This window comes from Gardnerella sp. DNF01151 (assembly GCF_049244235.1).
Taxonomy (GTDB): Bacteria; Actinomycetota; Actinomycetes; order Actinomycetales; family Bifidobacteriaceae; genus Bifidobacterium; species Bifidobacterium swidsinskii.
In genome coordinates this window covers 1-25,754 of record NZ_CP058389.1, presented here as the reverse complement: position 1 = coordinate 25,754, position 25,754 = coordinate 1, and the positions used below count along the sequence as shown (strand labels likewise).

The following is a 25,754-nucleotide window of genomic DNA, read 5'->3' as shown; positions in this document are numbered from 1 at the left end:
TTGCAATAGTTTGCAACAATTAAGTACCGTTCTATTATGCCATACAACGCGCCGAGCTTAGAATCAGCAGACTTTGCCAGCTTCAGAAAGCTATTAAACAATGCCTTGGGGGCATGTGAGAATAGGAGTATGACTACGAAAAAAGGGCCGACCAAGGGGTCGGGTGGAAAACATCGCAATGCTTTGCGCGGAAAAGGTCCTACTCCGAAGGCTGAAGATCGCGTGTATCACAAAGCTTATTTTGCTAAGAAAGCTGCTATTAAGCGCACATTTGCAGATCCGCGTTTGGCTGCGCGCCGCAGAGTGGATAAGCTTGGTAGTGATTCAGATGAGTTAGTAATTGGTCGCAATGCTGCTTTAGAGGCGTTAAGAGTTGGAGTTCCAAGCACTCAATTGTATGTGGCTAATCGCATTGAGCATGACGATCGCACGCGCGAAATCGTGAAGTTAGCAGGCATGCAGGGTTTGCGTTTGCTTGAAGCGGATCGCCTTGAAATGGATCGTATTGCGCATAGTACGAATCATCAGGGCATTATTTTGAAAGTTCAGCCTTACCAGTATCACTCTTTGCAAGAATTGGTTGAACGAGCGGAAAAGAAGGCGCGCGCAATGGAAGCTGCTGATTCAGATTCTGCTCGCATTAATGCTCGACCATTGTTTATTGCTTTGGATGGCGTTACGGATCCTCAAAATTTGGGTGCTGTTATTCGTTCTGCAGCAGCTTTCGGTGCTAATGGTGTGATTTTGCCTGAGCGCAGAAGTGCTTCCGTAACTGCTGCTGCTTGGAAGGTTTCTGCTGGTGCTGCAGCTCATTTGCCAGTTGCTAGAGTTGTTAATTTAAATAAGGCAATTCAAGGTTTGCGAGAGCGCGGATGGTATGCAATTGGTCTTGATGGCGGCGGCGATAAGCTTGTTGGAGAAACTGGCTTTGAAACTGATCCGTTAGTTGTTGTGCTCGGCTCTGAAGGTAAGGGCATGAGTCGCCTTACGAGAGAAGCGTGCGATGCTATTGCTGGAATCCCAATTTCTAGCGCGGTTGAATCTCTTAACGCTTCTGTTGCAGCAGGCATCAGTTTGTACGCTGTTGCTAACGCTCGTCGTTTGGCTGCATTGAATCAAAACTGAAATTTTCAAACTTTAAAATCACGCTTGCACTGTATTGTTACGGTGTTAGCGTGATTTTATTTGGTTGGGGCTTTGGATTTGCTGAAGTTTAGTACTTACGCAATTTTGAAAGAAATAATTAAATAGAAATATGCATATTAGCGAAAATACTATAGAAGAAAATAAAACACTTATGAACGAAAATACTGTTACAAATACAGGTACAAATACGAACACAAGTACGTCAAAAACAAAAAAAACTTTAAATGTGACAAAAACTTTAAAAACAACAAATAAATTATGGTTCGTAAAGAATGCTCGTTCACTTATTTTTATTGCATACCTATCTGTCGTCGTAGCAGTTATGTGCTTCCACGAGCCTTGGTTTGATGAAGCTCAAAGTTGGCTTATTGCACGCGATTCTTCGTTTGCTGATTTGTTAACTCTTCGCCCACATTATGAAGGCCATCCGCCGCTTTGGACTTTGCTTCTTTCCATACCTGCAAAAACAGGAGTTCCATACGAAATTGGTCTTAAAGGCGTGCAACTTCTATGCACTGCGCTTTTGGGTGGCTGGCTTATTTTTCGCGCGCCTTTTAGTAAATTGGCTGTGTTTTTGCTTCCGTTTACGTATTTTTTGTGCTTCCAATATGGCGTTACTTCACGCCCGTATGCTCTTCTTTGCGCGGCTTTGTTCATGGTTGCGCATTATTGGAAACAATCTGATTCTAAGTCTTCTGATACTTGGAAACTCGCTTTAAGTCTTGTACTTTTATGTGCAATCAGCGCGTATGGCATTGCTTTAGCAGCAGGTTTTGCTTTTGCGTGGATTTGGAGAGTTGTAAAATCTGCAGGAATTAAAAAAGCTTTCGCTGAAATAGTCTCTAACACTAACAGATTAGTAAGCTGGATAATCCTTGCTTTAGTTGGAATTGCAAGCATTATTTGCATTTGGCCTGCTGCTAACGCTTTCGCATCGCGTGAAACATTCGACGGAAATTCTCCTCTTACGCAATTCTTGTCATTTATTTTCGTTATGCCATCAGAAAGTATGTTCACTCAATTTGCCGACGATGTTTCTTTACGTAGACTTATGCTAAGCGTACCTTCCGCGATTATTTGCGTTATTATTTCGATTTTAATATGGTCTTTCGCTGTAAGAATCGCTTATCGAAGAGGCATGCTTGTTTCTTTGATACTTCCTTACTTGACTTTTGCGGCAATTGCCACGCAATATTTCACTTTGCATCACGCAGGAATCGTTTTTGCATTCTTCGTATCTCAACTTTGGATGTGTATTGCGCGTAAGCCACTGGAATCTAAAGATATTCCGGCGATTATTTTTAGGTTGTTCAAAGCTGCAAATAAAGCTGAAAATAGCAATAGTAAATCTGCAAGTAAATCTGCCGGAAGCAAAGTTATTGCTGGCATTATTATTGTTGTTTTATTATCCCCAAGCTTGATTTGGAACGGGTATTCTTGCGTTAACGATATTCGATTCGACTATTCAGGTTCGCGCGCACTTGCGCAATTTATTAAGCAAAATCATGCTGAAAACATGCGATTCGTAACGTCTTGGCTACATCAAGATGAAAAAACGGATAAACAAGGTAATGTTATTGTTCCTGAATTTGAAGATATTCATCAATATTCGTGGCAGCTTATTACAGCAAATCCTTATTTCTCGAAGAATCTTATTGATTGCAGTTATAAGAATAGCTCGTTTATTACAAATGAGCAGCCATCTCAAGAACAGGCATCAAATGAAATGGGTGCTTGCAAAGCAAAGAAAGAACCTAAATTCTTTGTCACAGAATCAGATAAGCCTTGGTATTATTTTGTGTATTTAAACTACAATATCGACCATTATACTGAGCATACTATTGCTAAAACAAAATCATCTTGGAAAGCAGGAGTCTCAGAAGGAAGAATTATTGTATATGAGCGCAAAAAATAATTAGCGCATTTATATAATTATATTTAAATATATTTAATTACATTATGAAAATGCCCCTGCGTAAGTTAACTAACTTATTTAGGGGCATTTTTATTACAGCGTCTTACTTTTTAATAGTAAAACATTCGGTTTTATTTACCAGAAACCGAATGGATCAAATATTCCACCATCGTCACCATCGTCATCTCCACGTTGTTGTAAATCGTCATCGTCACCATCGTACGAGTTACTTCCGCGTTTTTTACTAGGCTTCTTTTGGTTTTTCTTTAATTTCTTTTCTTGCTTATTTGTGCCATTAACAGCAGTTTCTTCTTGGTTGAATGTAACTTGCAACTTAAGTGTGTTGCCGTTACGAACTATTGTGAGCGTAGCTTTTTGATTGAACGCTGTTGCTCTCACATACCCGAGGAGTGCGTAATTATTGGATACAGGCTTATCGTCAAAGGCAACAATAGTGTCATTGGCTTTGAGTCCGGCTTTTTCAGCAGGGCTTCCTTGATTGACAGAAACAATTTGAGCTCCTCCGCGAGTAATTCCTTCGGACTCAACTGCTGTGCTTTTAATCATGATCCCTAGTGCTACGTGCTTTACAGAACCATTCTTAATAATTTCTGTAACTACTCGTTTCACCAGATTTGCTGGAATTGCAAAGCCGATGCCGATAGATCCTGTAGTCTCCCCTTGAGCTGATGTCGCTGCAATAGAAGAATTAATACCTATGACCTTTCCGGCAGCGTTAAAAGTTGGGCCGCCTGAATTTCCTGGATTAATAGCTGCATCAATTTGTACTGCATTAGTTACAATTTCAGAGCGGCTTTGGTCGTCCATAACTGATACTGGACGATTTAAAGCCGAAACAATGCCTGTGGTAGCTGTATCGTCATATCCAAGCGGATTTCCGATTGCCATAACCGGTTCGCCAACGGAAAGCAGATTAGAATCTGCAAATTGGACTGTCTTTAAATTATTTGGTGAATTGTCTAATTTAAGTACTGCCAAATCAGTAGTTTTATCTGCTCCGACTAATGTAGCTGAATAAATTTGACCATTAGAAAGGGTTACTTGAATTTCTTTTGCATTAGCAATTACGTGATTGTTTGTTACAACATAACCTTTTGAATCAATAATTGCTCCAGAACCCTTCCCCATGCCTTTCTCTAAACGAGTTTGTATAGAAACAACGGCTCCGGAAACATTTTTTGCAACTCCTTGCCAATCCGGAGATTGTCCGCCTTTAACTACTGCGGTCCCAGGGCCAGAAGAATGAGAGCCGATGTTTGCGAAAGAGCCGCTTTGTGGAATTGAAATAAGACCTTGCGAGATTACAAATAGAACTACAACTACGCAAACTATTGCAGAAATTGCGGAGGATAAAATGGCAACAAAAGCAGTTGACGAAGAGCTTTTTGTTTTTCTTTTGTTACCTTTTTTGTTTGTGTCGTTTGTATTTGCTGCATTTGTGCTAATAATGCTTGTTTTTGCTATATTTTCATTTTCTTCGTTACTTGCATTATTGTTAAAATTCTGTTGCGCTGGTGTTTGATTGCCAACTTCATTATTTGGGTAAGAATTATTGTCTGTGCCGTAATTATACGGATTTCCGAAGCCGTTAAAATTATTATTTCCGTAGTAATTTTGTGATCCAATGTATTGCGTAGGAGCATTGTTGATATTTGTATTATCCGCATCGTTATTTTGGTTTACGGCGTAATTGTTAGCTGGATACTGTGTAGTGTTTGTACCAACTTCATTTTCGTTATTTGTTGGGCCGTAAGCTCCGAATTCAGGAGCTGGGCTATATGTTTGTGCTGGTTGCGTTGTTTGCGTTGGTTGTGCTGGTTGCGTCGGTTGTTCCTGCTGCTCGTAATATCCATTATTTGCAGTTTCATTGGATTCCTGCTGATTTGCACCATACATATCGTCAGCCATTCATCCTCCTTACAAAAGACTCTTAACACACCATAATAAACCATGCCATTATCTATGTAAGAGATAGTATGTTTTTTTATAATTTTTTAAATAATTTGCCTTGTAAATTTCATAAATTTTGCAAATTAATTTGGATATTGTCACAGAAAAATATAAATTGTGTGTGTTTTTTATTTATACTCGTCATGCCTTCTAATAAAGTAAATGCTATGACAAGTCTTCTTGAACATCCACGCGGAGCTGAGCCTGGGAAGCCTGGTGACCGCAAAGAATTTTCGTTTACAACTAAAACGCGACTTTCCAATACTGCTGAAGGTAAAGGTCGTGACGGTGCTCGCTATGGGCGCACCGGCGTAATTCACACGCCTCACGGAGATATTCAGACCCCAGCATTTGTACCTGTTGCAACGCAAGCTGCAATGAAGGCAGTGTTGCCAGAAAGCATTAAGGATTTGGGCGCTCAGTGCATGCTTTCAAACGCTTTTCATTTGTACGAACGTCCTGGCGCGGATGTTCTTGACGAAGCTGGCGGATTGGGAAAGTTTATGAACTGGGATAAGCCAACCTTTACGGATTCTGGCGGTTTTCAGGTTCTTTCTTTGGGTGCTGGTTTTAAGAAGACCCTTGCAATGGACGTTACTGGCATGAAGTCGGATGATGTTATTGCAGCCGGTAAGGAGCGTATGGCTTTTGTTGACGAGGATGGCGTAACTTTTAAGTCTCCTCTTAACGGAGCTAAGCACCGTTTTAGTGCTGAAATTTCTATGGGAATCCAGCATAAGCTGGGCGCGGATATTATGTTTTCTTTCGACGAGCTTACTACTTTGATGAATACTCGCCGATATCAAGAGGAATCTGTAGAGCGCACTTTCCGCTGGGCAAAGCGTTGTGTTGCAGAGCATCAGCGTTTAACCGAGGAGCGTGTAGGCAAGCCGTATCAAGCATTGTATGGCGTTGTGCAGGGTGCTAATTATGAGGATTTGCGTAGGCATGCGGCCGAGCAGATTGCTTCTTTAGATTTTGATGGCGTAGGCATTGGTGGCGCTATTGAGAAGCGAATTATTGGTGATACTTGCGCTTGGATTTGCGATGCTATGCCGGAAAATCGCCCACGCCACGTGCTTGGTATTGCAGCCGTGGATGATATTTTTGCTTGCGTTGAAAACGGCGGAGATACTTTCGACTGCGTGGCTCCAGCTCGCTGCGGAAGAAACGGAGCAATTTTTACTCGTCATGGTCGCTACAACGTAAAACGTGCAGAGTTTAAGCATGATCAGCGTCCGCTTGAAGAAGGCTGCGATTGCTACACTTGCACGCATTATTCCAGAATGTATGTGGATCATTTGTTGCGCGCTAGTGAAATGAATGGATTTACGCTTGCAACCATTCATAATGAGCGTTTCTTTGTGAAGCTGCTCGACGATATTCGAGCTTCTATTGACGGCGGATATTTTGAAGAGTTCCGCGATGAGACTCTTGCACACTATTACGAAAACGGTTCTAAAGGCTGAGAGTAGTTTTGAGCGCAAAATGCTAGGTTAAATATTGCGAATTTATGTTAAATATGATAGCCTTGCACTTTGTATGCGAACGTGGCGGAATGGTAGACGCGCTGTCTTCAGGTGGCAGTGAGCGTATGCTCGTGCGGGTTCAAGTCCCGCCGTTCGCACTAGTTAAAAAGGCTGGAATTGCAAGGGCTTTGCCTCTTACTATTCTGGCCTTTTGTGCAAATATAAGGCAACTATATTGCAACTGCAATGCAAAAAAGTGCGAGTATTGTACAAACTTTTATTTATTACAAGCGACGGTGATGTAATGAACACTAACGATGAACTAAATATCAATAATGTAGGTGACAATTCTTACGATCCACATATTGGTCGCGAATCTCACGTTGTGCCGGGTCGTTTTGGTGAGCCTTTAAAAGTTATGAATGCACAGTATTCGCAAGGGAATGCTTCAGCTCATCCAACGCATCCGCTGCTTTTGCTCCTTCACGGTTGGGGTTCTAACGAGGAAGATTTATTGGATTTGTTGCGAGTAGTTGCACCATATAATGATGCAATCGCTTTACGTGCTCCACTTAAGCTGGCAGAAGGCGCTTACAGTTGGTTCCACGATGCTGTGCCGCAGCGAGAAGATTTAGATTACGATATGTATGCTGCTGCTGTAGCAATTGACGAATGGGTGCATGAAAATATTCCAGCGAATCGCGACATTGTGCCATTTGGTTTTTCGCAAGGCGCTGCGCTCGCGGTGCACGTTTTGCGTTTGAATCCTTCGCGCTACCGTGCGGCCGTTTCGCTTTCCGGGTTCATAGCGCCTAGTGTTCCTGCTTCCTCGGAAGAAATCGCATTACAAGATAACGATTTAGCTGAGCGTAATACTCCTGTATTTTTCGGCTACGGATTAGAGGATGGCGTGATTCCTCCTTACGAATTCTCGGCTGCTGCAGCGTGGCTTGAGGAGCACACTTGGCTTGAAGAACGTCGTTATCGCGGGTTGGATCACGCTGTTGATATGAACGAAATTGGCGATATTCGCAAGTGGTTCGTAACTCACGATATTTCTTCTGGGCTTATGTAAATTTACTTAGATTTATGTAAATTTATTCGATTTTGTTTTTTCTTAATCTGTAAATTAATTTGTAAAGTGATTTCATGAATATGCGCGATGAGATAGTATTTGCAATGAATCAAGCCTTGAATTTGGCTCGAGAGTCTGCTTCTGCAGGCGAAGTCCCAGTTGGAGCAGTTGTGCTTGATGGTAGCGGTAATATTATTGGCAAAGGCGCAAATATGCGAGAGCAGAGCGCTGATCCTTTGGCTCATGCTGAAGTGCTTGCTATGAAAGATGCTGCTACCTCGCGTAAATCTTGGAATCTATCTGACTGTACTCTGGTAGTAACTCTTGAACCTTGCCCTATGTGTGCTGGAGCTGTGCTGCAAACGCGCCTTAAACGCGTGATTTTCGGGGCGTGGGATGCCAAACTTGGTGCGTGTGGTTCTGTATGGGATATTTTGCGAGATCCTCATGTTGGCTCACGTCCGGAAGTCATTGGTTCAGTATGCGAATCTGAGTGTGCTCAACCCTTGCGAAACTTTTTTGCGCATCAACGTTAGATAAGTGTTGCATTATTTTTTAATGTTGCGTTTAATTCAAGATAACGCAGTGCATGAAAAGTAATTTTTAGCGTGTTCCCCTTGTGTTCATTCTAGCAAAATGTTATAGTTGCGGTAACGTTACCGCATGAGGTAAGTTGAAGAAACCGACAATTGTGGGAACGTTATCTCAATTGCGGATTCTATTCAGCGCTGATGAAGCTGCTCATTGAGAATAAGATTGCACAGAGGCTCTTATGCATGGTTGCATAGTGCTGTTTTTCTCCAACGAGAGGAGTATATGGAAAAACGTAGTATAAAACATGGAGTACAAGCTAAAATCAAAACATATCGATAACAGTGCAAAATTGTTAACACTGGTTGAGCATAAGAGATGAGCTGGAGGTGTCATGTCGTACATTACGATTCGCGATGTTGCGCAACGTGCTGGTATATCAGTATCAACTGTTTCTCGCGCATTGAATAATACGGGTCGTATATCGGCAAACACTAAGGCGAAAGTTGAGCGTGCAGTTGCGGAACTAGGTTATATACCAGATTCTCGCGCTCAGGCGATGCGGTCATCTCGTACTAAGACAGTGGGGCTACTTGTGCCAGATATACGCAATGCGTATTTTGCTGAGCTTGCGTATACTGTGCAAGACTCGTTGTTTGATGCCGGCTATTGTGCGTTTATTGGAACATCTTCTGAGAGTGCAGCTCGTCAAGATTCATTCATTACAAGTATTCTTTCTCAACGCATTGATGGTGCGATTATTGTGCCTCAAGGTGAGGAAACTGATGCTATGAGAATGTTGATGGAGCAGCATCTTCCACTTATGTTTATGGATCGACATGTGGAGTCTCGGACTGGCGATTTGACGCATGTGCCAGTTTTGGATTCGGATCCAGAGCAAGGTATTCGTGAAGCATTATTGGATGTTAAACAACATGGTTTTTGCTCAGTTGGCTACGTGTCGGGTCCAATTATCGCTTCACCGTCACTGCAAGAACGTGAACAAGTATTTCGTACAGTGGCTTCGGAGATATTTGGCGAAGAACATGTATTTGTAGAATCTACGGGATTTGAACAATCCTCATGCGCTAGCGTGTTGCATCGCATGATTAGCGTTGGTGTAAAAGCACTTATTGTCGGTTATTCGCCAGATGCGCTGCGAGTGATGGATGTAATGGCTCGTGAAGGATTAGTGATAGGCAGTGACATTTCACTTATCTCGTTTGATGATGTTGAAATATTCCGCTTAGCAACGCCGCGTATTTCTACTATTTCGCAACAAGTTCAGCGCATTGGTCGTACTAGTGCTGCACTTTTTTTGGATATGTTAGAACATAATGTTGATGTTCAATCGCAGCGAGTAGAAACTATGTATATTCCGCGTGAATCGTTAGGAAATGCGTAGCTGTAAGGCTGTTATTCTATAGCTTGACACTATTGTTATTGATTTTTGTACCGTGACTTTGTAAGCGTGTGCAGCAATCACCTGAGCGTACCGTTGTTGTTACGTTTTTGCATGCACATTGCGGCATAATTCTCATCCAAAGTACAAGCGTAATGTAGCGTAATTTATTGCATTTTCGTGGCAGCAGTGGTGCTGTAGCGAAGAAAGAGGTAAGACATGACGGAACTATCGCTAGTAGGAGTATCGAAAATATTCGGTAATTCTACGGTAGTTGACAATGTGTCTGTAACAGTAAAACCAGGTGAAGTGCATGTTCTCCTTGGTGAAAATGGTGCGGGCAAGTCAACAGTTATTAAGATGATGAGCGGCATTTATCAGCCAGATAAAGGTCATATTGAGATCAATGGTGAAACAGCGCGAATTCCTAATGTGGATACTGCTCGCAAATTGGGCATTGCTGTGATTCACCAAGAGTTAAATTTGGTGCCAGAACTTTCTATTATGGAAAATTTGTTCCTTGGTATGCTTCCTACGAAAGCTGGTTTTGTTAGTCGCGCGACGATGCGTGCTCGTGCGGAATCTGCATTGCAAGTTATCGGTTTAGATGAAGATGTCAATAAGCCAATGGGACAACTTGGTGTAGCTCGTCAACAGATGGTAGAAATAGCCAAAGCACTTATGCAGCATGCATCTATCCTTATTCTTGATGAACCAACAGCTGCTCTAACAAAACCAGAATGTGAACAGTTATTTAACATTATGGAAGATTTAAAATCCAAAAATGTTGGAATGGTGTTTATTTCTCATCATTTAGATGAAATTGCGCGTATTGGTGATGTTGTAACCGTACTTCGCGATGGCAAATACGTCGATACTGTTGATGCGCAAGTTCCTGAGAAGGAACTTGTAAAACTCATGGTAGGTCGTGATATTACAAATCAATTCCCTCATGGCAAACGTAGTCAAGGCAAAGAGCTGCTAAAAGTAGAAGGCTTAACGCGAAAAGGTACGTTAGAAAATGTATCCTTCAGCGTTCATGCTGGCGAAGTTGTGGGTCTTGCAGGTTTGGTAGGTGCTGGTCGTACCGAAGTTCTTCGTGCAATATTTGGTGCAGATAGTTATGATTCAGGTTCAATAACTGTTGATGGTAAATCTATTGCAAAAGCGAATATTGCAGGAAGCATCGCAGCTGGTCTTGGTTTAGTCCCAGAAGATCGTCGAGTACAAGGGTTGATTCTTGAAGCATCTGTTGCAGAAAATTTGGGAATTTCTACATTAGTTCCTACAGCACATGCAGGATTTGCGGATTTGAAAGGGCAGCGTACTCGCGAGGAAGAAACTGCAAAAAAATTGCGTATTCGTATGGCAAACATTGATCAACTCGCTGGTTCGCTATCTGGCGGTAATCAACAAAAAATCGTGTTCGGCAAATGGTCTATGGCGAACGTGAAAGTGCTATTGCTGGATGAGCCTACTCGTGGTGTTGATGTTGGTGCTCGTGTAGAAATTTACGAGTTGATTAACAGTATCGTAGAAAATGGAGGTGCTGTGCTGATGGCATCCTCAGATTTGCCTGAAGTGCTTGGCATGTCAGATCGCGTATTGGTGATGTCGAACGGCAGAATCAGCGGTGAATTAGCTGCAAGCGAGGCTACGCAGGAAAGTGTGATGGAACTTGCAGTGACTCACCTTAATACATCTGGTATTTGAGCATACAGGAATGAGTAAAACCTTACTGCTTTCAATATGAAACTGATACATGAGCCATATTGAAATCTTAAAAATTAAAGTTACCAATCAAACGTAAAACTTGCATACAACAATTTATTGCACACAGCAGTGCAGTGAGTTATAGCAAAATTTGTTAAAGGAGTATAAATTATGGCTGCTACGAGTAGTGCAAAATCTGAGCATTTGGGATACGGTGCAGTTGATAAAGGATTTTTGCCTGCAGCGAAAAAGTTTGCATCACGCAATGGCGCTCTTATCGGCTTGATTATCTTGTGTGCTGCGCTTTCGTGCGCCACGCCAGCATTTTTGACAAGTGTGAATATTCTCAATGTGGGTATTCAAGCTGCGACAGTTGCTATTTTGGCATTCGGTCAAACCTTTGTTATCGTGTCCGCTGGTATTGATTTGTCAGTAGGTGCGGTGGCTGCAATTTCTAGTATGTTGGTTGCGTATACAGGCGTTTCTATGGGTTTGCCACCAGTGTTAACTGTTGTTGTAGGCATAGTAACCGGTGCGCTTTTTGGTCTTATTTCAGGTGTTGCAAACGCTTTTCTTAAGTTACCGTCGTTTATTGCTACATTGGCAATGATGTCTGTTGCGCGTGGACTTACCCTTGTTGTTTCAGACGGTCGTCCTATTTCCACTTCTGGCATGGTGAATTTCTTTGGTGCCAAGATATTAGGTATTCCAATGCCAATTGTGATGATGATTATCATGGGTGTTATTGCTGCAGTAATACTGAACTTCACCACTACTGGTCGTTCTATGTATGCTGTTGGTGGAAATATGGAGGCTTCTCGCCTTTCTGGTATCAATATTCATAAAACGCAAATTATGGTGTTTGTTTTTTCCGGTATTTTCGCTGCCATCGCTGGTTTAGTTATTGCCGGTCGTTTACATTCCGCTCAGCCTCAGGCTGCCGCTGGCTATGAAATGGATGCTATTGCTTCTGTTGTTATCGGTGGTGCTTCGCTTTCGGGCGGTAAAGGTAAGATTTCTGGCACTTTCGTAGGAGCAATTTTGCTGGCTGTAATTCGTAATGGCTTGAATATTTTGAATGTTTCCTCCTTCTGGCAGCAAGTAGTTATTGGTTTGGTTATTGCCTTTGCTGTGAGCCTTGACACTTTGCGCCGCAAGGAAGATACGCACTGACAGCAAATTAATACTTTTTATAAACTTGATCTTCTCGTAGGAAGGAGGTGAATCTTGCAAATGTTGATTCGTAAGTGGCGAGTAATCAATATTTTCAGCAAGAATTGAGACGATTTGGAATATTATAACTGAACTTTATAACTCAAAACTACGTAACAATAAGGTAAAGAGATGGTGAAACATCAGCCTTATGTCACTGCAACATTGTGGATTTATCGAACTAAAACTTGCGGTAGCACAGGGCAATAATCAAAGGAGATATGATGAATTATCCAATTATGCGTCGAGGCGTAAAGATTGCTTGCGCGGTTGCAGCAGCATCTGCACTTATTGTCAGCATGAGTGCATGTGGTAGTACTAATGGTGGCGATAAAGTCGCATTGCTAGTTTCTACTTTGAACAATCCGTTCTTTGTGGATTTGCGTGATGGTGCCCAAGCTGAAGCAAAGAAACTTGGTGTTGATTTGCAAGTTTCCGACGCTCAGAATGATTCTGCAAAGCAGCAGGATCAAGCGCAGAATGCTCAATCACAAGGTGCAAAAGTTGTTATTATTAACCCTGTAGATTCTGATGCTGCTGGTCCTGCAGTTGCCCCGTTGCTAAGCGCGAACTTGCCTGTGATTTCTGTTGACCGTTCTGTAACTGGTGAAAAAGTTACTTCGCATATTGCTTCCGATAACGTTGCTGGTGGTGCTCAGGCTGCTGACACGCTAGCTAATAGTATGGGCGAAAAGGGTGAAGTTTTGATTTTGCAAGGTATTCCTGGAGCGGCTTCTACTCGCGACCGTGGCAAAGGATTCAAAGATCGTATTAAGAAATATTCAAATATTAAAGTTGTAGCAGAACAAACTGCTAACTTTGACCGTGCTGAAGCATTAAATGTGGCTACTAATTTGTTGCAATCGCACCCGAATGCAACCGGCATTTACGCCGAAAATGACGAGATGGCATTAGGTGCCATTCAAGCATTAGGAGCTAAAGCTGGTAAAGAAATTAAAGTAGTCGGTTTCGATGGCACTGCTGACGGTATGAAAGCTATTAAGGCCGGCGCAATGGCTGGAACAATTGCTCAGCAGCCAAAGGAACTTGGTCGTTCTGCCGTTGCTGCTGCTGTAAAAGCTATTAAAGGGCAAAGTGTTCCAAAGACTGAACCAATTACTGTGAAAACAGTGACAGTAAAGAATGTGGGTGATTTTGAGTAATACATATTTTGCATAAAACTATGTAATTCTGTATATAAACATTAAAGTTTATGTTGAGTAGTTTTATGGATTAATATAGCTAATGCAAAATTTATATGGTGTTGAGAGCATTCATGATGCTTTCGTGAAAATAATCGCAACAGTAAAATTTATTAATACCGTATGCTTTAGTGTTCTCAACGCCATTGTTTTCTTAATAAGATTTTTTATCATATATGTTCGTGGTGGCGCACTTGTTATGAAGGTGATGATCATTGTTGATGTCACTTTCATGAGCCACGATATGGGGTGAATTATGTTAACTCATGGTATTTTGAACGCACAATTAGCAGCTGCTATTGCAAAATTGAGGCATAAGGATCAATTTGTTGTTTCTGACTGTGGCTTGCCTGTCCCAGCGGGCGTAGAAGTTATTGATTTAGCTTTGGTTTTTGGAATACCGCGATTTCCTGATGTGCTTGCGTCAATAAAGGATGATCTTGTTCTTGAGTCTGGTATTATGGCGGAAGAAGCTTGTGATGATGTTCCAGAAACATGGATCAAGGATTTGCTTGGTGTGCCATTGACTTATGTGCCGCATGATGGCGAACGAGGGTTTAAGGCTCTTGTTTCGCAAGCTAAATTCGTGATTCGAACGGGTGAGACTACTCCGTATTCTAACGTGTTGCTGCGTTGTGGCGTTCCATTCTAAGCTTTGTTTTGCGCAATATTTAGGGAGAATTATGTGTAGTTATCATATGCTTGACTCGTTAGAGAGTTTAGAAAAGATTAAAGTCATTCAGCCTGTTAACGTGGCTTTGCAACATGAGACATTGCCTGCGTTACGAAATATGAAGATGCCTACTGTAGCGATAGTTGGTTCTATGAATGCGGATTATACTATTGTTGCTAATCGTCTTCCTATGCCTGGTGAGACCATTAAAGGTAACGAAATACGAATACTGCCTGGAGGTAAGTCAGGTAATCAGGCAGTATCTGCTGCAAAGCTTGGTGCGCACGTATGTATGTTCGGTGCTGTAGGTGATGATGCTAATGCTGATTTTCTTACTGGTGCTTTGCGAGAATCTGGTGTTGATACGACGTATGTACGTCATGTACCCAATTGCAACAGTGGCGCAACAGTGATTACAGTGGATGCGCAAAGTGGCGAAAATACTATTGTTTATGCGCCTGGGTCTAACTCGCAAGTTGATATTGATTATATTCAGTCGCCATCTGTGCAAGCTGCTATTACTAATGCAAAAGTATTAGGGCTTTGCTTGGAAAGTCCATTAGAATCGGTTACGATGTGCGCTCGCTTAGCGCATGAGCATGGCGTAAAAGTTTTGCTTAATAATTCGCCTTTTTTGGATACATTACCGCAAGATCTTATACGATCTGCAGATATCTTACTGGTCAATGAGCATGAAATGGCACAGCTATTGCATATTTCAGAACCAGATAGCGGTGATTGGGATTCATTTGATTGGAAGCATACGCTTCATGCAATGCATGAGTTTGGCTTTAATGAGGCAATAGTAACACTTGGCTCACGTGGGTCTATGGTTTTGGATTATGCTGATAATTCGGTGCATCGAATTATGGCTCAGCATGTCAATGCCGTTGATACTACGGGTTGTGGCGATGCTTTTATGGGTACTGTGCTTGCGTGTTTGTCTGTGGATATGCGGTTGGTTGATGCAGCGTCACTCGCTTCTTATGTAGCTGCATATGCTGCTACTGGTTTTGGTGCACAAGCTTCTTACGGTACAGTTGCTCAAATTCGTCAATTTTTTCACTTGTAAGTAGGTGATGCATGCATAAATTGTAAGTATATTCAGTTGACGTTCGCGCCTTGCCGATGCGCAGAATTTTGACATTCTTCTAAAACTGTGTAATATGCTATAAAAACCAAAAAGCAGTTGGCTGATTTTAGTCACTACAATCAGCCTTACTGCTTTTTACTATATTTACAGTCGCTTCGACGAATTTTCATGTATGCACGAATTTCGCCTAAGCACATTTTTACCTAAAAGGAGGTGTCACTATGAGTGGCATGAAATATGCAATGATCGGTTCGGGAGCTATGGGATATCGCTATGGCGTTTTGTTGCAGGAAACGGCTGGCATTCATGTTGATTTCATTGATGCCTGGGATGAGAATGTGAATAAAGTTCGCGAGCAAGGCGGCGTAATGGTGAGCCGTGACCATGAAAACCGTCATTTGGTACCGATTAATATGTATACGCCTGAAGATTATGACGGCGATCCAGACGTGTGGATTGTGTTTATGAAGCAAATGCAGCTTGCGGAAATGTTGGAGCGTTGTAAGCATTTGTTTAAAGAGCATCAGGTTGTGTTTGCTGCTATGAATGGCTGGGGTCATTTTGAAAAGTTGCAGCAGTACTTCCCGGATGATCATATTTACGGCGGAACTGCCATGATTGCAACCGTTTTGAACGGTCCAGGCGACGTTGATTTTATTGGTAAAGTTGGCGTTGGAACTATGAATATGTGCGCGTTGAACGAGCAGGTGAGTGACGTTGAGCTTGCTATGCGAGACGACTTTAAAGCTGCCGGATTGAATCCTACTATTACGGAAGATTTCAAGGGTACGTGCATGGCGAAGGTAGTTTTCAATTCCGTAGTTAACACTTTGTGCACAATGTATCAGATTCAAATGGGTCAGTTTATTTCGTACCCTGGGGCTATGGATATGGCTCAACAGCTTATTAACGAAGCGTACGACGTGTGCGAGCGTGCCGGAATTCGTATGGTTAATACGCGTCAGCAGGAGCTAGAGGCTATCGATTACGTAAGTCGCGTTGCAAATCCTCTGCACTATCCTTCTATGTACCAAGATATGAGTCGCGGACGAAAGACTGAAGTCGATTACATTAATGGTTACATAGCAAAGCTCGGTCGCGAAAATGATTACGTTTGCCGCACTCACGAATTCTTAACGCATGGAGTTCATTTGGCAGAACTCGCGTTCAAACTTCATAATCAGCAATAATTTAGAGAGTATCCCTATAGCTCTTGCAATGAATGAGAAGGAGGCGCGGCTCGCGGTTTTTACTGCGGGCCGCTTTTTATTATCCGCGCGTAACATCTAGTATGATGATAAAGTTTAGAGTCTAAAATCATAAATATTATTAAGTAAATAGAATTATTTGTAATAAATAAAACTGCAATAAAAATACTTATCAATGTAAATTAATGGGGATTAAATGACTACTTTTGACAGAGCAAACTTGCCAGAATCCGTGCGTACGAACGGCGCTACTCCAAACCCTTGGTGGGCGAATGCAGTAGTGTATCAGATTTATCCGCGAAGCTTCCAGGACACAAACGGTGACGGCATTGGAGATTTGAAGGGAATTACTTCTCGCCTTGATTACTTGGCTGATTTAGGCGTTGACGTGCTCTGGCTCAGCCCTGTTTACAAGTCCCCACAAGACGATAACGGTTACGATATTTCCGACTATCAAGATATTGATCCGCTTTTCGGAACTTTGGAAGATATGGACGAGCTGCTGGCTGGAGCTCACGAGCGCGGTCTTAAAGTCGTGATGGATTTAGTAGTAAATCACACTTCTGACGAGCACGCTTGGTTCCAGGCTTCAAGAGATGCTTCTAGTGATTACGCTGATTGGTATTGGTGGAGGCCTGCGCGTGAAGGTTGTGTGCCTGGTGAGCCGGGTGCGGAGCCGAATAAGTGGGGTTCGTATTTCGGCGGTTCCGCGTGGACTTACGATCCGAAGCGCGGAGAATACTTCCTTCACCAGTATTCGCCAAAGCAGCCAGATTTGAATTGGGAAAATCCCGCGGTTCGCGCTGCCGTGTACAAGATGATGAATTGGTGGATGGATCGCGGAATTGATGGCTTCCGCATGGATGTGATTACGCAAATTTCCAAGCATGTTGATTCTGAAGGTCGTTTGCCGGGTGAAGATGGCTGCCAAATTGAAGATTTGCCAGCTGGTGCTGACGGCTATTCTTCGCCATTCCCGTTCTGCTCGGACGGTCCTCGTTTAGACGAATTCTTGCGCGAGATGCGTGCAGAAGTTTTCGACGGTCGCGAAGGTTATCTTACTGTTGGCGAGGCTCCGGGAATTTCTCCGCACCGTAATACTTATATTACTGACCCTGCTCACAGCGAACTTGACATGTTATTCCTGTTCAATCATGTGGATATCGATTGCGAAAACGGTACTAAGTGGAATCCTGTGCCGCTAAAGCTTACGGCATTAAAGAGCGTGATGGCAGAGCAGCAACAAGCGGTAGTGGATGCTGGTTGGGCGAGCCTGTTCTTTAATAATCACGATCAGCCGCGTGCGCTTTCTCGCTGGGGTAGTGAGGCTAGCGAGGAGATGCGCGTGCGCTCTGCTAAGGCGATTGCCATGCTTCTTCACATGCACCGCGGCACGCCTTACGTGTACCAAGGCGAGGAAATTGGTATGACTAACGCGCACTTTACGCGTCTCGAGCAGTATCGCGATTTGGAAGCGTTGAATATGTTTAAGCAGCGCGTAGAAAAAGCGCATATTCAGTCTGCTGAGTCGATGATGGATGCGCTCGCAAAGCGCGGCCGCGACAATTCTCGAACTCCAATGCAGTGGAATGCTTCTAAATACGCGGGATTCATGCCTTTTAATGTTCAGTCGGTAAATAACGCAGAGCCGTGGATTAGTGTGAATCCTAATTATGTGGATATTAACGCAGCAGAGCAGATGGAAGATTCAGATTCCGTTTACGCTTTCTATAAGTATTTGATTGCGCTTCGTCATTCGGAGACGATTGTTTCTGCTGGTTCTTGGGATTTGGTTGATGCAGATGACGAGTGCGTGTATGCTTTTGTGCGCGAGCTTAAATCTGGTTGCGAAAAGCAGGAAGATTCTGCAGAGACTGCTGCGGAATCTGCTGCAAATTCCGCGGAATCTACAGAACGCATGCTCGTAATGGTTAATATGACTGACTCAACTGTGCCTATCCCTACGCAGAGCGCGCAATTATTGCAAAATCGCGCCTCTAACGCTTTTGTGGGGCGTGACGTAATGGTTACAACCTACGACGTGAATCACGCGCTTACATCGCTTAAAAACGGTACGCTTGCGCCTTGGGAAGGTATAGCTGTTACTTTGCAATAGTTTTAATAGCATTAATTTGCAATAATCACTTTGCAATAGTTTCGTCTACTAACTTTGGCAGAGCTTTCGCAATATCTTCGCGAATAATACGCTCTGCCAAATAGTCGTATTGCGTAGAGCCCAGGTTCATTATCGTAATCGGCACTCCAGCGCGCGCAGCTAACGGCACGAGGCTGGCAGCTGGAAATACTTCCAGCGTGGAACCAATAACCCACAGCTCGTCCGCTTTAACTATTGCTTGCGCACTGCGTTCCATAGCACCTTCTGGAAGCGCTTCTCCAAAATAAACAACGTCTGTTTTTATGAGACCGTTACAAGGCATATTGCTGCGGTACGGCAGAGTGCGTCTGCAATGCGGATCCGGGTGCTCATCTAAATCTGCCATAATATCGGCAGTTTTATAGCTCGCGTGGCAGCTCATGCAGTGCGAAGTTCCGATGCTTCCATGCAAGTTCACTATAATATTTGGGTTATTGCCAGCTTTTTCGTGAAGCGCATCAAAGTTTTGGGTGGCTATAAGGTCGAGCATTCCTGCCTTCTCGAGTTTTACAAGTGCTTTGTGCGCAGTCCCCGGCTGTGCGTTCCAAACGGGAGACTCTTTTTGCCAGCGCCAAGAGTAGACGCGTTCCTCTTTACTGCTTAAAAATGCGTCTATGTCATAAACGTTCATTTGCTCTGGGTGCTTAGTCCAAACTCCATCTGGACCGCGAAAGTCGGGAATGCCTGCGCTTGTGGAGATTCCTGCGCCTGTGAGCACAACAATGTGGTGTGCTTTATTGCTCGATTGCTTGTCGCTCATTCTTCTGCTCCTTCTTTTATTTAATGTCTGTTAATACCCTATTCTTATTTTCTTATTTTTCTTTTTTTATGCGCTTTACGCTTTTTGTGTTTTTATGTGCTTTGTATGCTTTATAAAAGTTTATTTAATAAGTATCTATTTATATAGGTATTTCTTATTCCGTATGTATTCCATATATCGCACTCATATATTTTTGTGTATATCTAATCGTATATCTCATTTTTTCTGTTTTTATTGTGTATTTTTCGCGTTGATTCTGTATTAATTGCGTTTTTTGCTGTTTTGTTTGGAGTATGGCGGTGCGACACTCCCGGTTTTGATGTTTTTGGGGCTATTCTTGATTATTTTTTGTTGGTTTTGATTATTGTTCCTGGTTTTGTGTTGGTTTTTTGGTGTTTTTTCGTGGTTTTCGACACGCCGGTGTTTTGGCTTGTTTTCAATGGTTTTGGGGTGTTTGTTTTTGGTGGGTTTGCGTTTTAGCGTGGGTTGGTGTAAGTTTATCTCTTGCTGCTCAGCGCGGCTGGTTCTCCTCGGTTGAGGTTGATGGGCCGGCTGGTGTGGTGGTGGTTTGAGAACTCAAGAGCGTGTCTGTACTACTTATTAGTTAATTATTGCCAGTTCATTGCCTGCCTTGCAGATTGCAGGGTGCCTGAGAGATGGTTAAATGGTGGTGAGGTTTTTTGTTGGGATGTTCTTTCCTTAAAGAATGTCTCGTCTTTTTCTTTTTAATATTGGAGCCTTTTGTTGGCTCTTCATTGAAGTTTTTCGTGGAGGGTTCGATTCTGGCTCAGGATGAACGCTGGCGGCGTGCTTAACACATGCAAGTCGAACGGGATCTGACCAGCTTGCTGGTTGGTGAGAGTGGCGAACGGGTGAGTAATGCGTGACCAACCTGCCCCATGCTCCAGAATAGCTCTTGGAAACGGGTGGTAATGCTGGATGCTCCAACTTGACGCATGTCTTGTTGGGAAAGTGTTTAGTGGCATGGGATGGGGTCGCGTCCTATCAGCTTGTAGGCGGGGTAATGGCCCACCTAGGCTTCGACGGGTAGCCGGCCTGAGAGGGCGGACGGCCACATTGGGACTGAGATACGGCCCAGACTCCTACGGGAGGCAGCAGTGGGGAATATTGCGCAATGGGGGAAACCCTGACGCAGCGACGCCGCGTGCGGGATGAAGGCCTTCGGGTTGTAAACCGCTTTTGATTGGGAGCAAGCTTTCGGGTGAGTGTACCTTTCGAATAAGCGCCGGCTAACTACGTGCCAGCAGCCGCGGTAATACGTAGGGCGCAAGCGTTATCCGGAATTATTGGGCGTAAAGAGCTTGTAGGCGGTTCGTCGCGTCTGGTGTGAAAGCCCATCGCTTAACGGTGGGTCTGCGCCGGGTACGGGCGGGCTAGAGTGCAGTAGGGGAGACTGGAATTCCCGGTGTAACGGTGGAATGTGTAGATATCGGGAAGAACACCAATGGCGAAGGCAGGTCTCTGGGCTGTTACTGACGCTGAGAAGCGAAAGCGTGGGGAGCGAACAGGATTAGATACCCTGGTAGTCCACGCCGTAAACGGTGGACGCTGGATGTGGGGCCCATTCCACGGGTTCCGTGTCGGAGCTAACGCGTTAAGCGTCCCGCCTGGGGAGTACGGCCGCAAGGCTAAAACTCAAAGAAATTGACGGGGGCCCGCACAAGCGGCGGAGCATGCGGATTAATTCGATGCAACGCGAAGAACCTTACCTGGGCTTGACATGTGCCTGTCGACTGCAGAGATGTGGTTTCCCTTCGGGGCAGGTTCACAGGTGGTGCATGGTCGTCGTCAGCTCGTGTCGTGAGATGTTGGGTTAAGTCCCGCAACGAGCGCAACCCTCGCCCTGTGTTGCCAGCGGGTTATGCCGGGAACTCACGGGGGACCGCCGGGGTTAACTCGGAGGAAGGTGGGGATGACGTCAGATCATCATGCCCCTTACGTCCAGGGCTTCACGCATGCTACAATGGCCGGTACAACGGGATGCGACATGGTGACATGGAGCGGATCCCTTAAAACCGGTCTCAGTTCGGATCGTAGTCTGCAACTCGACTACGTGAAGGCGGAGTCGCTAGTAATCGCGAATCAGCAACGTCGCGGTGAATGCGTTCCCGGGCCTTGTACACACCGCCCGTCAAGTCATGAAAGTGGGCAGCACCCGAAGCCGGTGGCCTAACCCTTTTGGGATGGAGCCGTCTAAGGTGAGGCTCGTGATTGGGACTAAGTCGTAACAAGGTAGCCGTACCGGAAGGTGCGGCTGGATCACCTCCTTTCTACGGAGTTTTTGTGCACGCTCGGTTTGAGTGTGGTTACTGGTGTGGAAAACAATAGTTAACGTTTTTGATGAGTTTGTTGGGCATGCTTTTGGGTTCCCGGATTGCCACCCCCCTTTTTTGTTTGGGGTTGCGGTCCTTGACTCACAGGATTTCAGGTTGATGCTTTTGAGTGTTTGGCTTGGGTTTTGTGGTGTTGTGGTGGTTTGAGAACTGGATAGTGGACGCGAGTAAAATACGAAACTTTTTTGTTTCGATTTTTTTGCTTTTATCAATTTCAACCGGCTCCTTTTGTTGGAGTCGCTTGATCGTTTTGTGATCGTTTAGTGTGATGATTTTTTGTCTAGAGAATTTTGCTGATGGGTTCTTACTTTAGTGTTTGTCACTGGTAAGGGCGTATGGTGGATGCCTTGGTAGACAGGACCGATGAAGGACGTGACGGGCTGCGATATGCCTCGGGGAGCTGCCGAGTGGGCTTTGATCCGAGGATTTCCGAATGGGGAGACCCGGCCACTGTTATGAGTGGTCACCACAGTTTTTGTGGGGGGTACGCAGGGAAGTGAAACATCTCAGTACCTGCAGGAAAGGATACTCCGTGAGTAGTGGCGAGCGAAAGCGGATCAGGCTAAACCGGGTGCGTGTGATAGCCGTCAGGTGTTGCGCATTCGGGGTCGTGGGATGGACTGTTCAGCCTCTGACGGGGTTGAGGAGAGTGATAAAATGTCGTGCTAGGTGAATGGGATTGAATTCCCAGCCGTAGAGGGTGATGGCCCCGTAGCTTGTCGTGCGATGTCTCTTTATGTTTATTCCCAAGTAGCGCGGGACTCGTGGAATCCCGCGTGAATCTGCCCAGACCGTTGGGTAAGCCTAAGTATTCCTGTCTGACCGATAGTGTACTAGTACCGTGAGGGAAAGGTGAAAAGCACCCCGGGAGGGGAGTGAAATAGTTCCTGAAACCGTGCGCTTACAATCCGTCGGAGCCTTCTTTGTGGGGTGACGGCGTGCCTATCGAAAAATGAGTCTGCGAGTCAGTGGTATGTGGCGAGGCTAACCCGGGTGGGGGAGCCGTAGCGAAAGCGAGTTTTAAAAGGCGTTTGAGTCGCATGTCCTGGACCCGAAGCGGGATGATCTAGCCCTGAGCAGGTTGAAGCGCGGGTAAGACCGTGTGGAGGACCGAACCCACCTAGGTTGAAAACTGGGGGGATGACTTGGGGTTAGGGGTGAAAGGCCAATCAAATTCCGTGATAGCTGGTTCTCTCCGAAATGCATTTAGGTGCAGCGTCGTGTTATTGCTTACAGGGGGTAGAGCTACTGGATGCTTGCGGGCCCATACCGGGTACCAATAGCAGCCAAACTCCGAATACCTGTTAGGTTTATCACGGCAGTGAGTCGGCGGGGGATAAGCTCCGTCGTCAAAAGGGAAACAGCCCTGATCGTCGTCTAAGGTCCCGAAGCGCGTGCTAAGTGGGAAAGGATGTGGAGTCGCATAGACAGCCAGGAGGTTGGCTCAGAAGCAGCCATCCTTGAAAGAGTGCGTAACAGCTCACTGGTCTAGTGGTTCCGCGCCGACAATGTAGCGGGGCTTAAGCACGCCACCGAAGACGCGGCTGCATGATTTGTTTCATGCGGGGTAGGAGAGCGTCCTGTATGGGGTGAAGCGGCAGTGTGAACTTGTCGTGGACTTTACAGGAGTGAGAATGCAGACATGAGTAGCGAGAGACGGGTGTGAATCCCGTCCGCTGAATGACTAAGGGTTCCGGGGCCACGTTCGTCGTCCCCGGGTGAGTCGAGTCCTAAGGCGAGGCCGACAGGCGTAGTCGAATGGATGAACGGGTTGATATTCCCGTACCGGTGTTACACCGTTCGAACTGAATCTGAGAGTACTAACCTTCATTTGCTGGTTGATTGCCTTTCGGGGTTGTTGGCTGGTTTGTGTTGGGACTGTATCGGTAGTAGGTTAGCGTGGGAGTGACGCGGGTAGGTAGCCGGCTGCGGAGGTGGTTTTCCGTGGCTAAGCGTGTGGGCTGTCTCCTAGGTAAATCCGGGGGATGTTAAAGCTGAGGCGTGATGGGTAGGCTGTAAGGCTGATTCCGGTGATCCTGCTTGCCAAGAAAAGCTTCAACGTGAGGTGTGATTCCGCTCGTACCCTAAACCGACACTGGTGGTCTGGTAGAGTATACCGAAGCGATCGGGCGAATCCTGGCCAAGGAACTCGGCAAATTACTCCCGTGCCTTCGGCATAAGGGAGACCCCTGATGGTGATGTTTTTTACAAGCGGAGCTGTTGGGGGTGGCACAAGCTAGGGGGTAGCGACTGTTTACCAAAAACACAGGAGCGTGCGAAGGCGTAAGCCGCTGTATACGCTCTGACGCCTGCCCGGTGCCGGAAGGTTAAGAGGATCCGTTAGCTTCGGTGAAGCGGTGAATTTAAGCCCCGGTAAACGGCGGTGGTAACTATAACCATCCTAAGGTAGCGAAATTCCTTGTCGGGTAAGTTCCGACCTGCACGAATGGCGTAACGACTTCCCCACTGTCTCGGCCAGGAGCCCGGCGAAATTGCAGTACGAGTAAAGATGCTCGTTAAGCGCAGAAGGACGAAAAGACCCCGGGACCTTTACTATACCTTGGTATTGTCGTTAGGTGTGGATCGTGTAGCATAGGCGGGAGGCTGTGAAGCGTGGGCGCTAGCTTGCGTGGAGTCGACAGGTGAAATACCGCTCTTTCCATATCTGGCGTCTAACCTCGACACGTTATCCGTGTCAGGGACAGTGCCTGGCGGGTAGTTTAACTGGGGCGGTTGCCTCCTAAAGAGTAACGGAGGCGCTCAATGGTCCGCTCAGCCCGGTTGGCAATCGGGTGTTGAGTGTAATCGCACAAGCGGGCTTGACTGTGAGACTGACGGGTCGAGCAGGGACGAAAGTCGGAGATAGTGATCCGGTGCCGGCGTACGGACGTGGCATCGCTCAACGGATAAAAGGTACCCCGGGGATAACAGGCTGATCATTCCCAAGAGTCCATATCGACGGGATGGTTTGGCACCTCGATGTCGGCTCGTCGCATCCTGGGGCTGGAGCAGGTCCCAAGGGTTCGGCTGTTCGCCGATTAAAGCGGCACGCGAGCTGGGTTCAGAACGTCGTGAGACAGTTTGGTCTCTATCCTCTGCGCTCGTTGGAATGTTGAGGAGACCTGCCCATAGTACGAGAGGACCTGGGTGGACGAACCTCTGGTATGCCGGTCGTCACGCCAGTGGCGCTGCCGGTTAGCTACGTTCGGAAGGGATAACCGCTGAAAGCATCTAAGCGGGAAGCCTGCTCCAAGATAAGCATTCCTTGCACTTTAGTGTGTGAGCCCCCATGTAGAACACGTGGTTGATAGGCTAGATGTGGAAGCCCTGTAAGGGGTGGAGCTGACTAGTACTAACGGGCGATGGTGACATTCTTCCTCACTTTTACTAGTGGGGAGGGTGAGTTCCTTATGAGTATTATTCTTCTAGCGTTAATGAGTACTGAATGTTTTGCTTAACGATCAGTTGGTAAGAGAGTTTTTATTCGCGTTCATGTCCGGTTCCCAAACCGCCACGTGTTGCCACTCACAGCTCGTGAGTGTATAATCTAGTTTTGCGGTGGTCATGGCTCAGGTGAGACGCCCGGTCCCATTCCGAACCCGGAAGCTAAGGCCTGACACGGCGAGGGTACTGCACTCGATAGGGTGTGGGAGACTAGCACGCTGCCGCATTATTTTTCTAGCGGGGAGTTTTCACTCCCCGCTTTTTTTATTTTCGTATACTACTGTTTTTGTAATCCTCCAAACTCTGGACAACGCTCACGCTATAAGCGCTCACTGCTGAGCTTGCACGGAAAGTCCACTGGACTTTCCGTCTGAGCAAGCTCACGCTCCGAATTGCTTTCGCGCGCGCAATGCTGCGCTCAAGCAGGTCGT

General features: G+C 45.3%; 16 protein-coding genes, 1 tRNA gene and 3 rRNA genes. 18 read left to right on the top strand and 2 right to left on the bottom strand.

Annotated features, from left to right (window positions below; genetic code table 11):
• The first annotated feature begins 129 nt into the window (after nucleotides 1-129).
• Nucleotides 130-1,125 (top strand): 23S rRNA (guanosine(2251)-2'-O)-methyltransferase RlmB, encoded by a 996-nt coding sequence (gene rlmB / locus HXT37_RS00100; RefSeq protein WP_064621762.1) that lies wholly within the window; start codon nucleotides 130-132, stop codon nucleotides 1,123-1,125.
• Between the two features lie 130 nt (nucleotides 1,126-1,255).
• Nucleotides 1,256-3,061 carry an ABC transporter ATP-binding protein gene (locus HXT37_RS00095; RefSeq protein WP_415705437.1) on the top strand — a complete coding sequence of 602 codons (1,806 nt, stop codon included), beginning with the start codon at nucleotides 1,256-1,258 and terminating at the stop codon, nucleotides 3,059-3,061.
• Between the two features lie 135 nt (nucleotides 3,062-3,196).
• On the opposite strand, the gene HXT37_RS00090 is transcribed toward HXT37_RS00095, so the two are convergent.
• Entirely contained in the window at nucleotides 3,197-4,990 is a 1,794-nt protein-coding gene (locus HXT37_RS00090) for a S1C family serine protease (protein ID WP_421779510.1), read from the bottom strand.
• 185 nt (nucleotides 4,991-5,175) lie between these two features.
• Here HXT37_RS00090 and tgt point away from each other — a divergent pair, with 185 nt between their 5' ends.
• From tgt to HXT37_RS00030, 12 genes are all read left to right on the top strand, one after another.
• Nucleotides 5,176-6,501, top strand: coding sequence for a tRNA guanosine(34) transglycosylase Tgt (gene tgt, locus HXT37_RS00085; protein WP_004109431.1), 1,326 nt, complete (start codon nucleotides 5,176-5,178; stop codon nucleotides 6,499-6,501).
• Between the two features lie 75 nt (nucleotides 6,502-6,576).
• Nucleotides 6,577-6,659, top strand: a tRNA-Leu gene (locus HXT37_RS00080).
• 146 nt (nucleotides 6,660-6,805) lie between these two features.
• Nucleotides 6,806-7,576 carry an alpha/beta hydrolase gene (locus tag HXT37_RS00075; RefSeq protein WP_004109429.1) on the top strand — a complete coding sequence of 257 codons (771 nt, stop codon included), beginning with the start codon at nucleotides 6,806-6,808 and terminating at the stop codon, nucleotides 7,574-7,576.
• 74 nt (nucleotides 7,577-7,650) lie between these two features.
• Complete coding sequence (locus HXT37_RS00070) at nucleotides 7,651-8,112, top strand: nucleoside deaminase (RefSeq protein WP_064622043.1); 462 nt, start codon at nucleotides 7,651-7,653, stop codon at nucleotides 8,110-8,112.
• A 389-nt stretch (nucleotides 8,113-8,501) separates the two neighbouring features.
• On the top strand, nucleotides 8,502-9,512 hold the full coding sequence (locus HXT37_RS00065) for a LacI family DNA-binding transcriptional regulator (RefSeq protein ID WP_421779508.1): 1,011 nt from the start codon (nucleotides 8,502-8,504) through the stop codon (nucleotides 9,510-9,512).
• A gap of 216 nt (nucleotides 9,513-9,728) precedes the next feature.
• On the top strand, nucleotides 9,729-11,222 hold the full coding sequence (locus tag HXT37_RS00060) for a sugar ABC transporter ATP-binding protein (RefSeq protein WP_033888531.1): 1,494 nt from the start codon (nucleotides 9,729-9,731) through the stop codon (nucleotides 11,220-11,222).
• Nucleotides 11,223-11,393: 171 nt separating this feature from the next.
• Nucleotides 11,394-12,395, top strand: coding sequence for an ABC transporter permease (locus HXT37_RS00055; RefSeq protein WP_004109423.1), 1,002 nt, complete (start codon nucleotides 11,394-11,396; stop codon nucleotides 12,393-12,395).
• Between the two features lie 263 nt (nucleotides 12,396-12,658).
• Nucleotides 12,659-13,597, top strand: a complete 939-nt coding sequence (locus HXT37_RS00050) for a D-ribose ABC transporter substrate-binding protein (protein ID WP_410309431.1) — start codon at nucleotides 12,659-12,661, stop codon at nucleotides 13,595-13,597.
• A gap of 295 nt (nucleotides 13,598-13,892) precedes the next feature.
• Entirely contained in the window at nucleotides 13,893-14,288 is a 396-nt protein-coding gene (gene rbsD, locus HXT37_RS00045; RefSeq protein WP_004109421.1) for a D-ribose pyranase, read from the top strand.
• 46 nt (nucleotides 14,289-14,334) lie between these two features.
• Entirely contained in the window at nucleotides 14,335-15,381 is a 1,047-nt protein-coding gene (locus HXT37_RS00040) for a ribokinase (RefSeq protein ID WP_004109420.1), read from the top strand.
• A 242-nt stretch (nucleotides 15,382-15,623) separates the two neighbouring features.
• On the top strand, nucleotides 15,624-16,592 hold the full coding sequence (locus HXT37_RS00035; RefSeq protein WP_004109418.1) for a ketopantoate reductase family protein: 969 nt from the start codon (nucleotides 15,624-15,626) through the stop codon (nucleotides 16,590-16,592).
• Nucleotides 16,593-16,806: 214 nt separating this feature from the next.
• On the top strand, nucleotides 16,807-18,726 hold the full coding sequence (locus tag HXT37_RS00030; RefSeq protein WP_119522341.1) for an alpha-glucosidase: 1,920 nt from the start codon (nucleotides 16,807-16,809) through the stop codon (nucleotides 18,724-18,726).
• A gap of 25 nt (nucleotides 18,727-18,751) precedes the next feature.
• Here HXT37_RS00030 and HXT37_RS00025 read toward each other — a convergent pair whose 3' ends face one another.
• Nucleotides 18,752-19,525, bottom strand: a complete 774-nt coding sequence (locus tag HXT37_RS00025; protein WP_119522340.1) for an SIR2 family NAD-dependent protein deacylase — start codon at nucleotides 19,523-19,525, stop codon at nucleotides 18,752-18,754.
• A gap of 425 nt (nucleotides 19,526-19,950) precedes the next feature.
• On the opposite strand from HXT37_RS00025, the gene HXT37_RS00020 reads away from it, so the two are divergent.
• From HXT37_RS00020 to rrf, 4 genes are all read left to right on the top strand, one after another.
• The gene (locus HXT37_RS00020) at nucleotides 19,951-20,097 is read left to right on the top strand and encodes a hypothetical protein (RefSeq protein ID WP_162720529.1); all 147 of its coding nucleotides are present in this window, start codon (nucleotides 19,951-19,953) and stop codon (nucleotides 20,095-20,097) included.
• Between the two features lie 192 nt (nucleotides 20,098-20,289).
• Nucleotides 20,290-21,816, top strand: a 16S ribosomal RNA gene (locus tag HXT37_RS00015).
• 378 nt (nucleotides 21,817-22,194) lie between these two features.
• A 23S ribosomal RNA gene (locus HXT37_RS00010) occupies nucleotides 22,195-25,254 on the top strand.
• Nucleotides 25,255-25,433: 179 nt separating this feature from the next.
• A 5S ribosomal RNA gene (gene rrf, locus HXT37_RS00005) occupies nucleotides 25,434-25,550 on the top strand.
• The 16S, 23S and 5S rRNA genes sit together here, the layout of an rRNA operon.
• Nucleotides 25,551-25,754: the final 204 nt, after the last annotated feature.

Excerpts from the sequence above, each read along its gene's own strand:
- HXT37_RS00040 (WP_004109420.1), top strand. The coding sequence starts at position 14,335 with ATGCTTGACTCGTTAGAGAGTTTAGAAAAGATTAAAGTCATTCAGCCT.
- HXT37_RS00090 (WP_421779510.1), bottom strand. The coding sequence starts at position 4,990 with ATGGCTGACGATATGTATGGTGCAAATCAGCAGGAATCCAATGAAACT.
- HXT37_RS00035 (WP_004109418.1), top strand. The coding sequence starts at position 15,624 with ATGAGTGGCATGAAATATGCAATGATCGGTTCGGGAGCTATGGGATAT.
- HXT37_RS00025 (WP_119522340.1), bottom strand. The coding sequence starts at position 19,525 with ATGAGCGACAAGCAATCGAGCAATAAAGCACACCACATTGTTGTGCTC.
- HXT37_RS00030 (WP_119522341.1), top strand. The coding sequence starts at position 16,807 with ATGACTACTTTTGACAGAGCAAACTTGCCAGAATCCGTGCGTACGAAC.
- HXT37_RS00065 (WP_421779508.1), top strand. The coding sequence starts at position 8,502 with ATGTCGTACATTACGATTCGCGATGTTGCGCAACGTGCTGGTATATCA.
- rlmB (WP_064621762.1), top strand. The coding sequence starts at position 130 with ATGACTACGAAAAAAGGGCCGACCAAGGGGTCGGGTGGAAAACATCGC.
- HXT37_RS00060 (WP_033888531.1), top strand. The coding sequence starts at position 9,729 with ATGACGGAACTATCGCTAGTAGGAGTATCGAAAATATTCGGTAATTCT.
- HXT37_RS00095 (WP_415705437.1), top strand. The coding sequence starts at position 1,256 with ATGCATATTAGCGAAAATACTATAGAAGAAAATAAAACACTTATGAAC.
- HXT37_RS00055 (WP_004109423.1), top strand. The coding sequence starts at position 11,394 with ATGGCTGCTACGAGTAGTGCAAAATCTGAGCATTTGGGATACGGTGCA.
- rbsD (WP_004109421.1), top strand. The coding sequence starts at position 13,893 with ATGTTAACTCATGGTATTTTGAACGCACAATTAGCAGCTGCTATTGCA.
- HXT37_RS00075 (WP_004109429.1), top strand. The coding sequence starts at position 6,806 with ATGAACACTAACGATGAACTAAATATCAATAATGTAGGTGACAATTCT.
- HXT37_RS00050 (WP_410309431.1), top strand. The coding sequence starts at position 12,659 with ATGAATTATCCAATTATGCGTCGAGGCGTAAAGATTGCTTGCGCGGTT.
- tgt (WP_004109431.1), top strand. The coding sequence starts at position 5,176 with ATGCCTTCTAATAAAGTAAATGCTATGACAAGTCTTCTTGAACATCCA.
- HXT37_RS00070 (WP_064622043.1), top strand. The coding sequence starts at position 7,651 with ATGAATATGCGCGATGAGATAGTATTTGCAATGAATCAAGCCTTGAAT.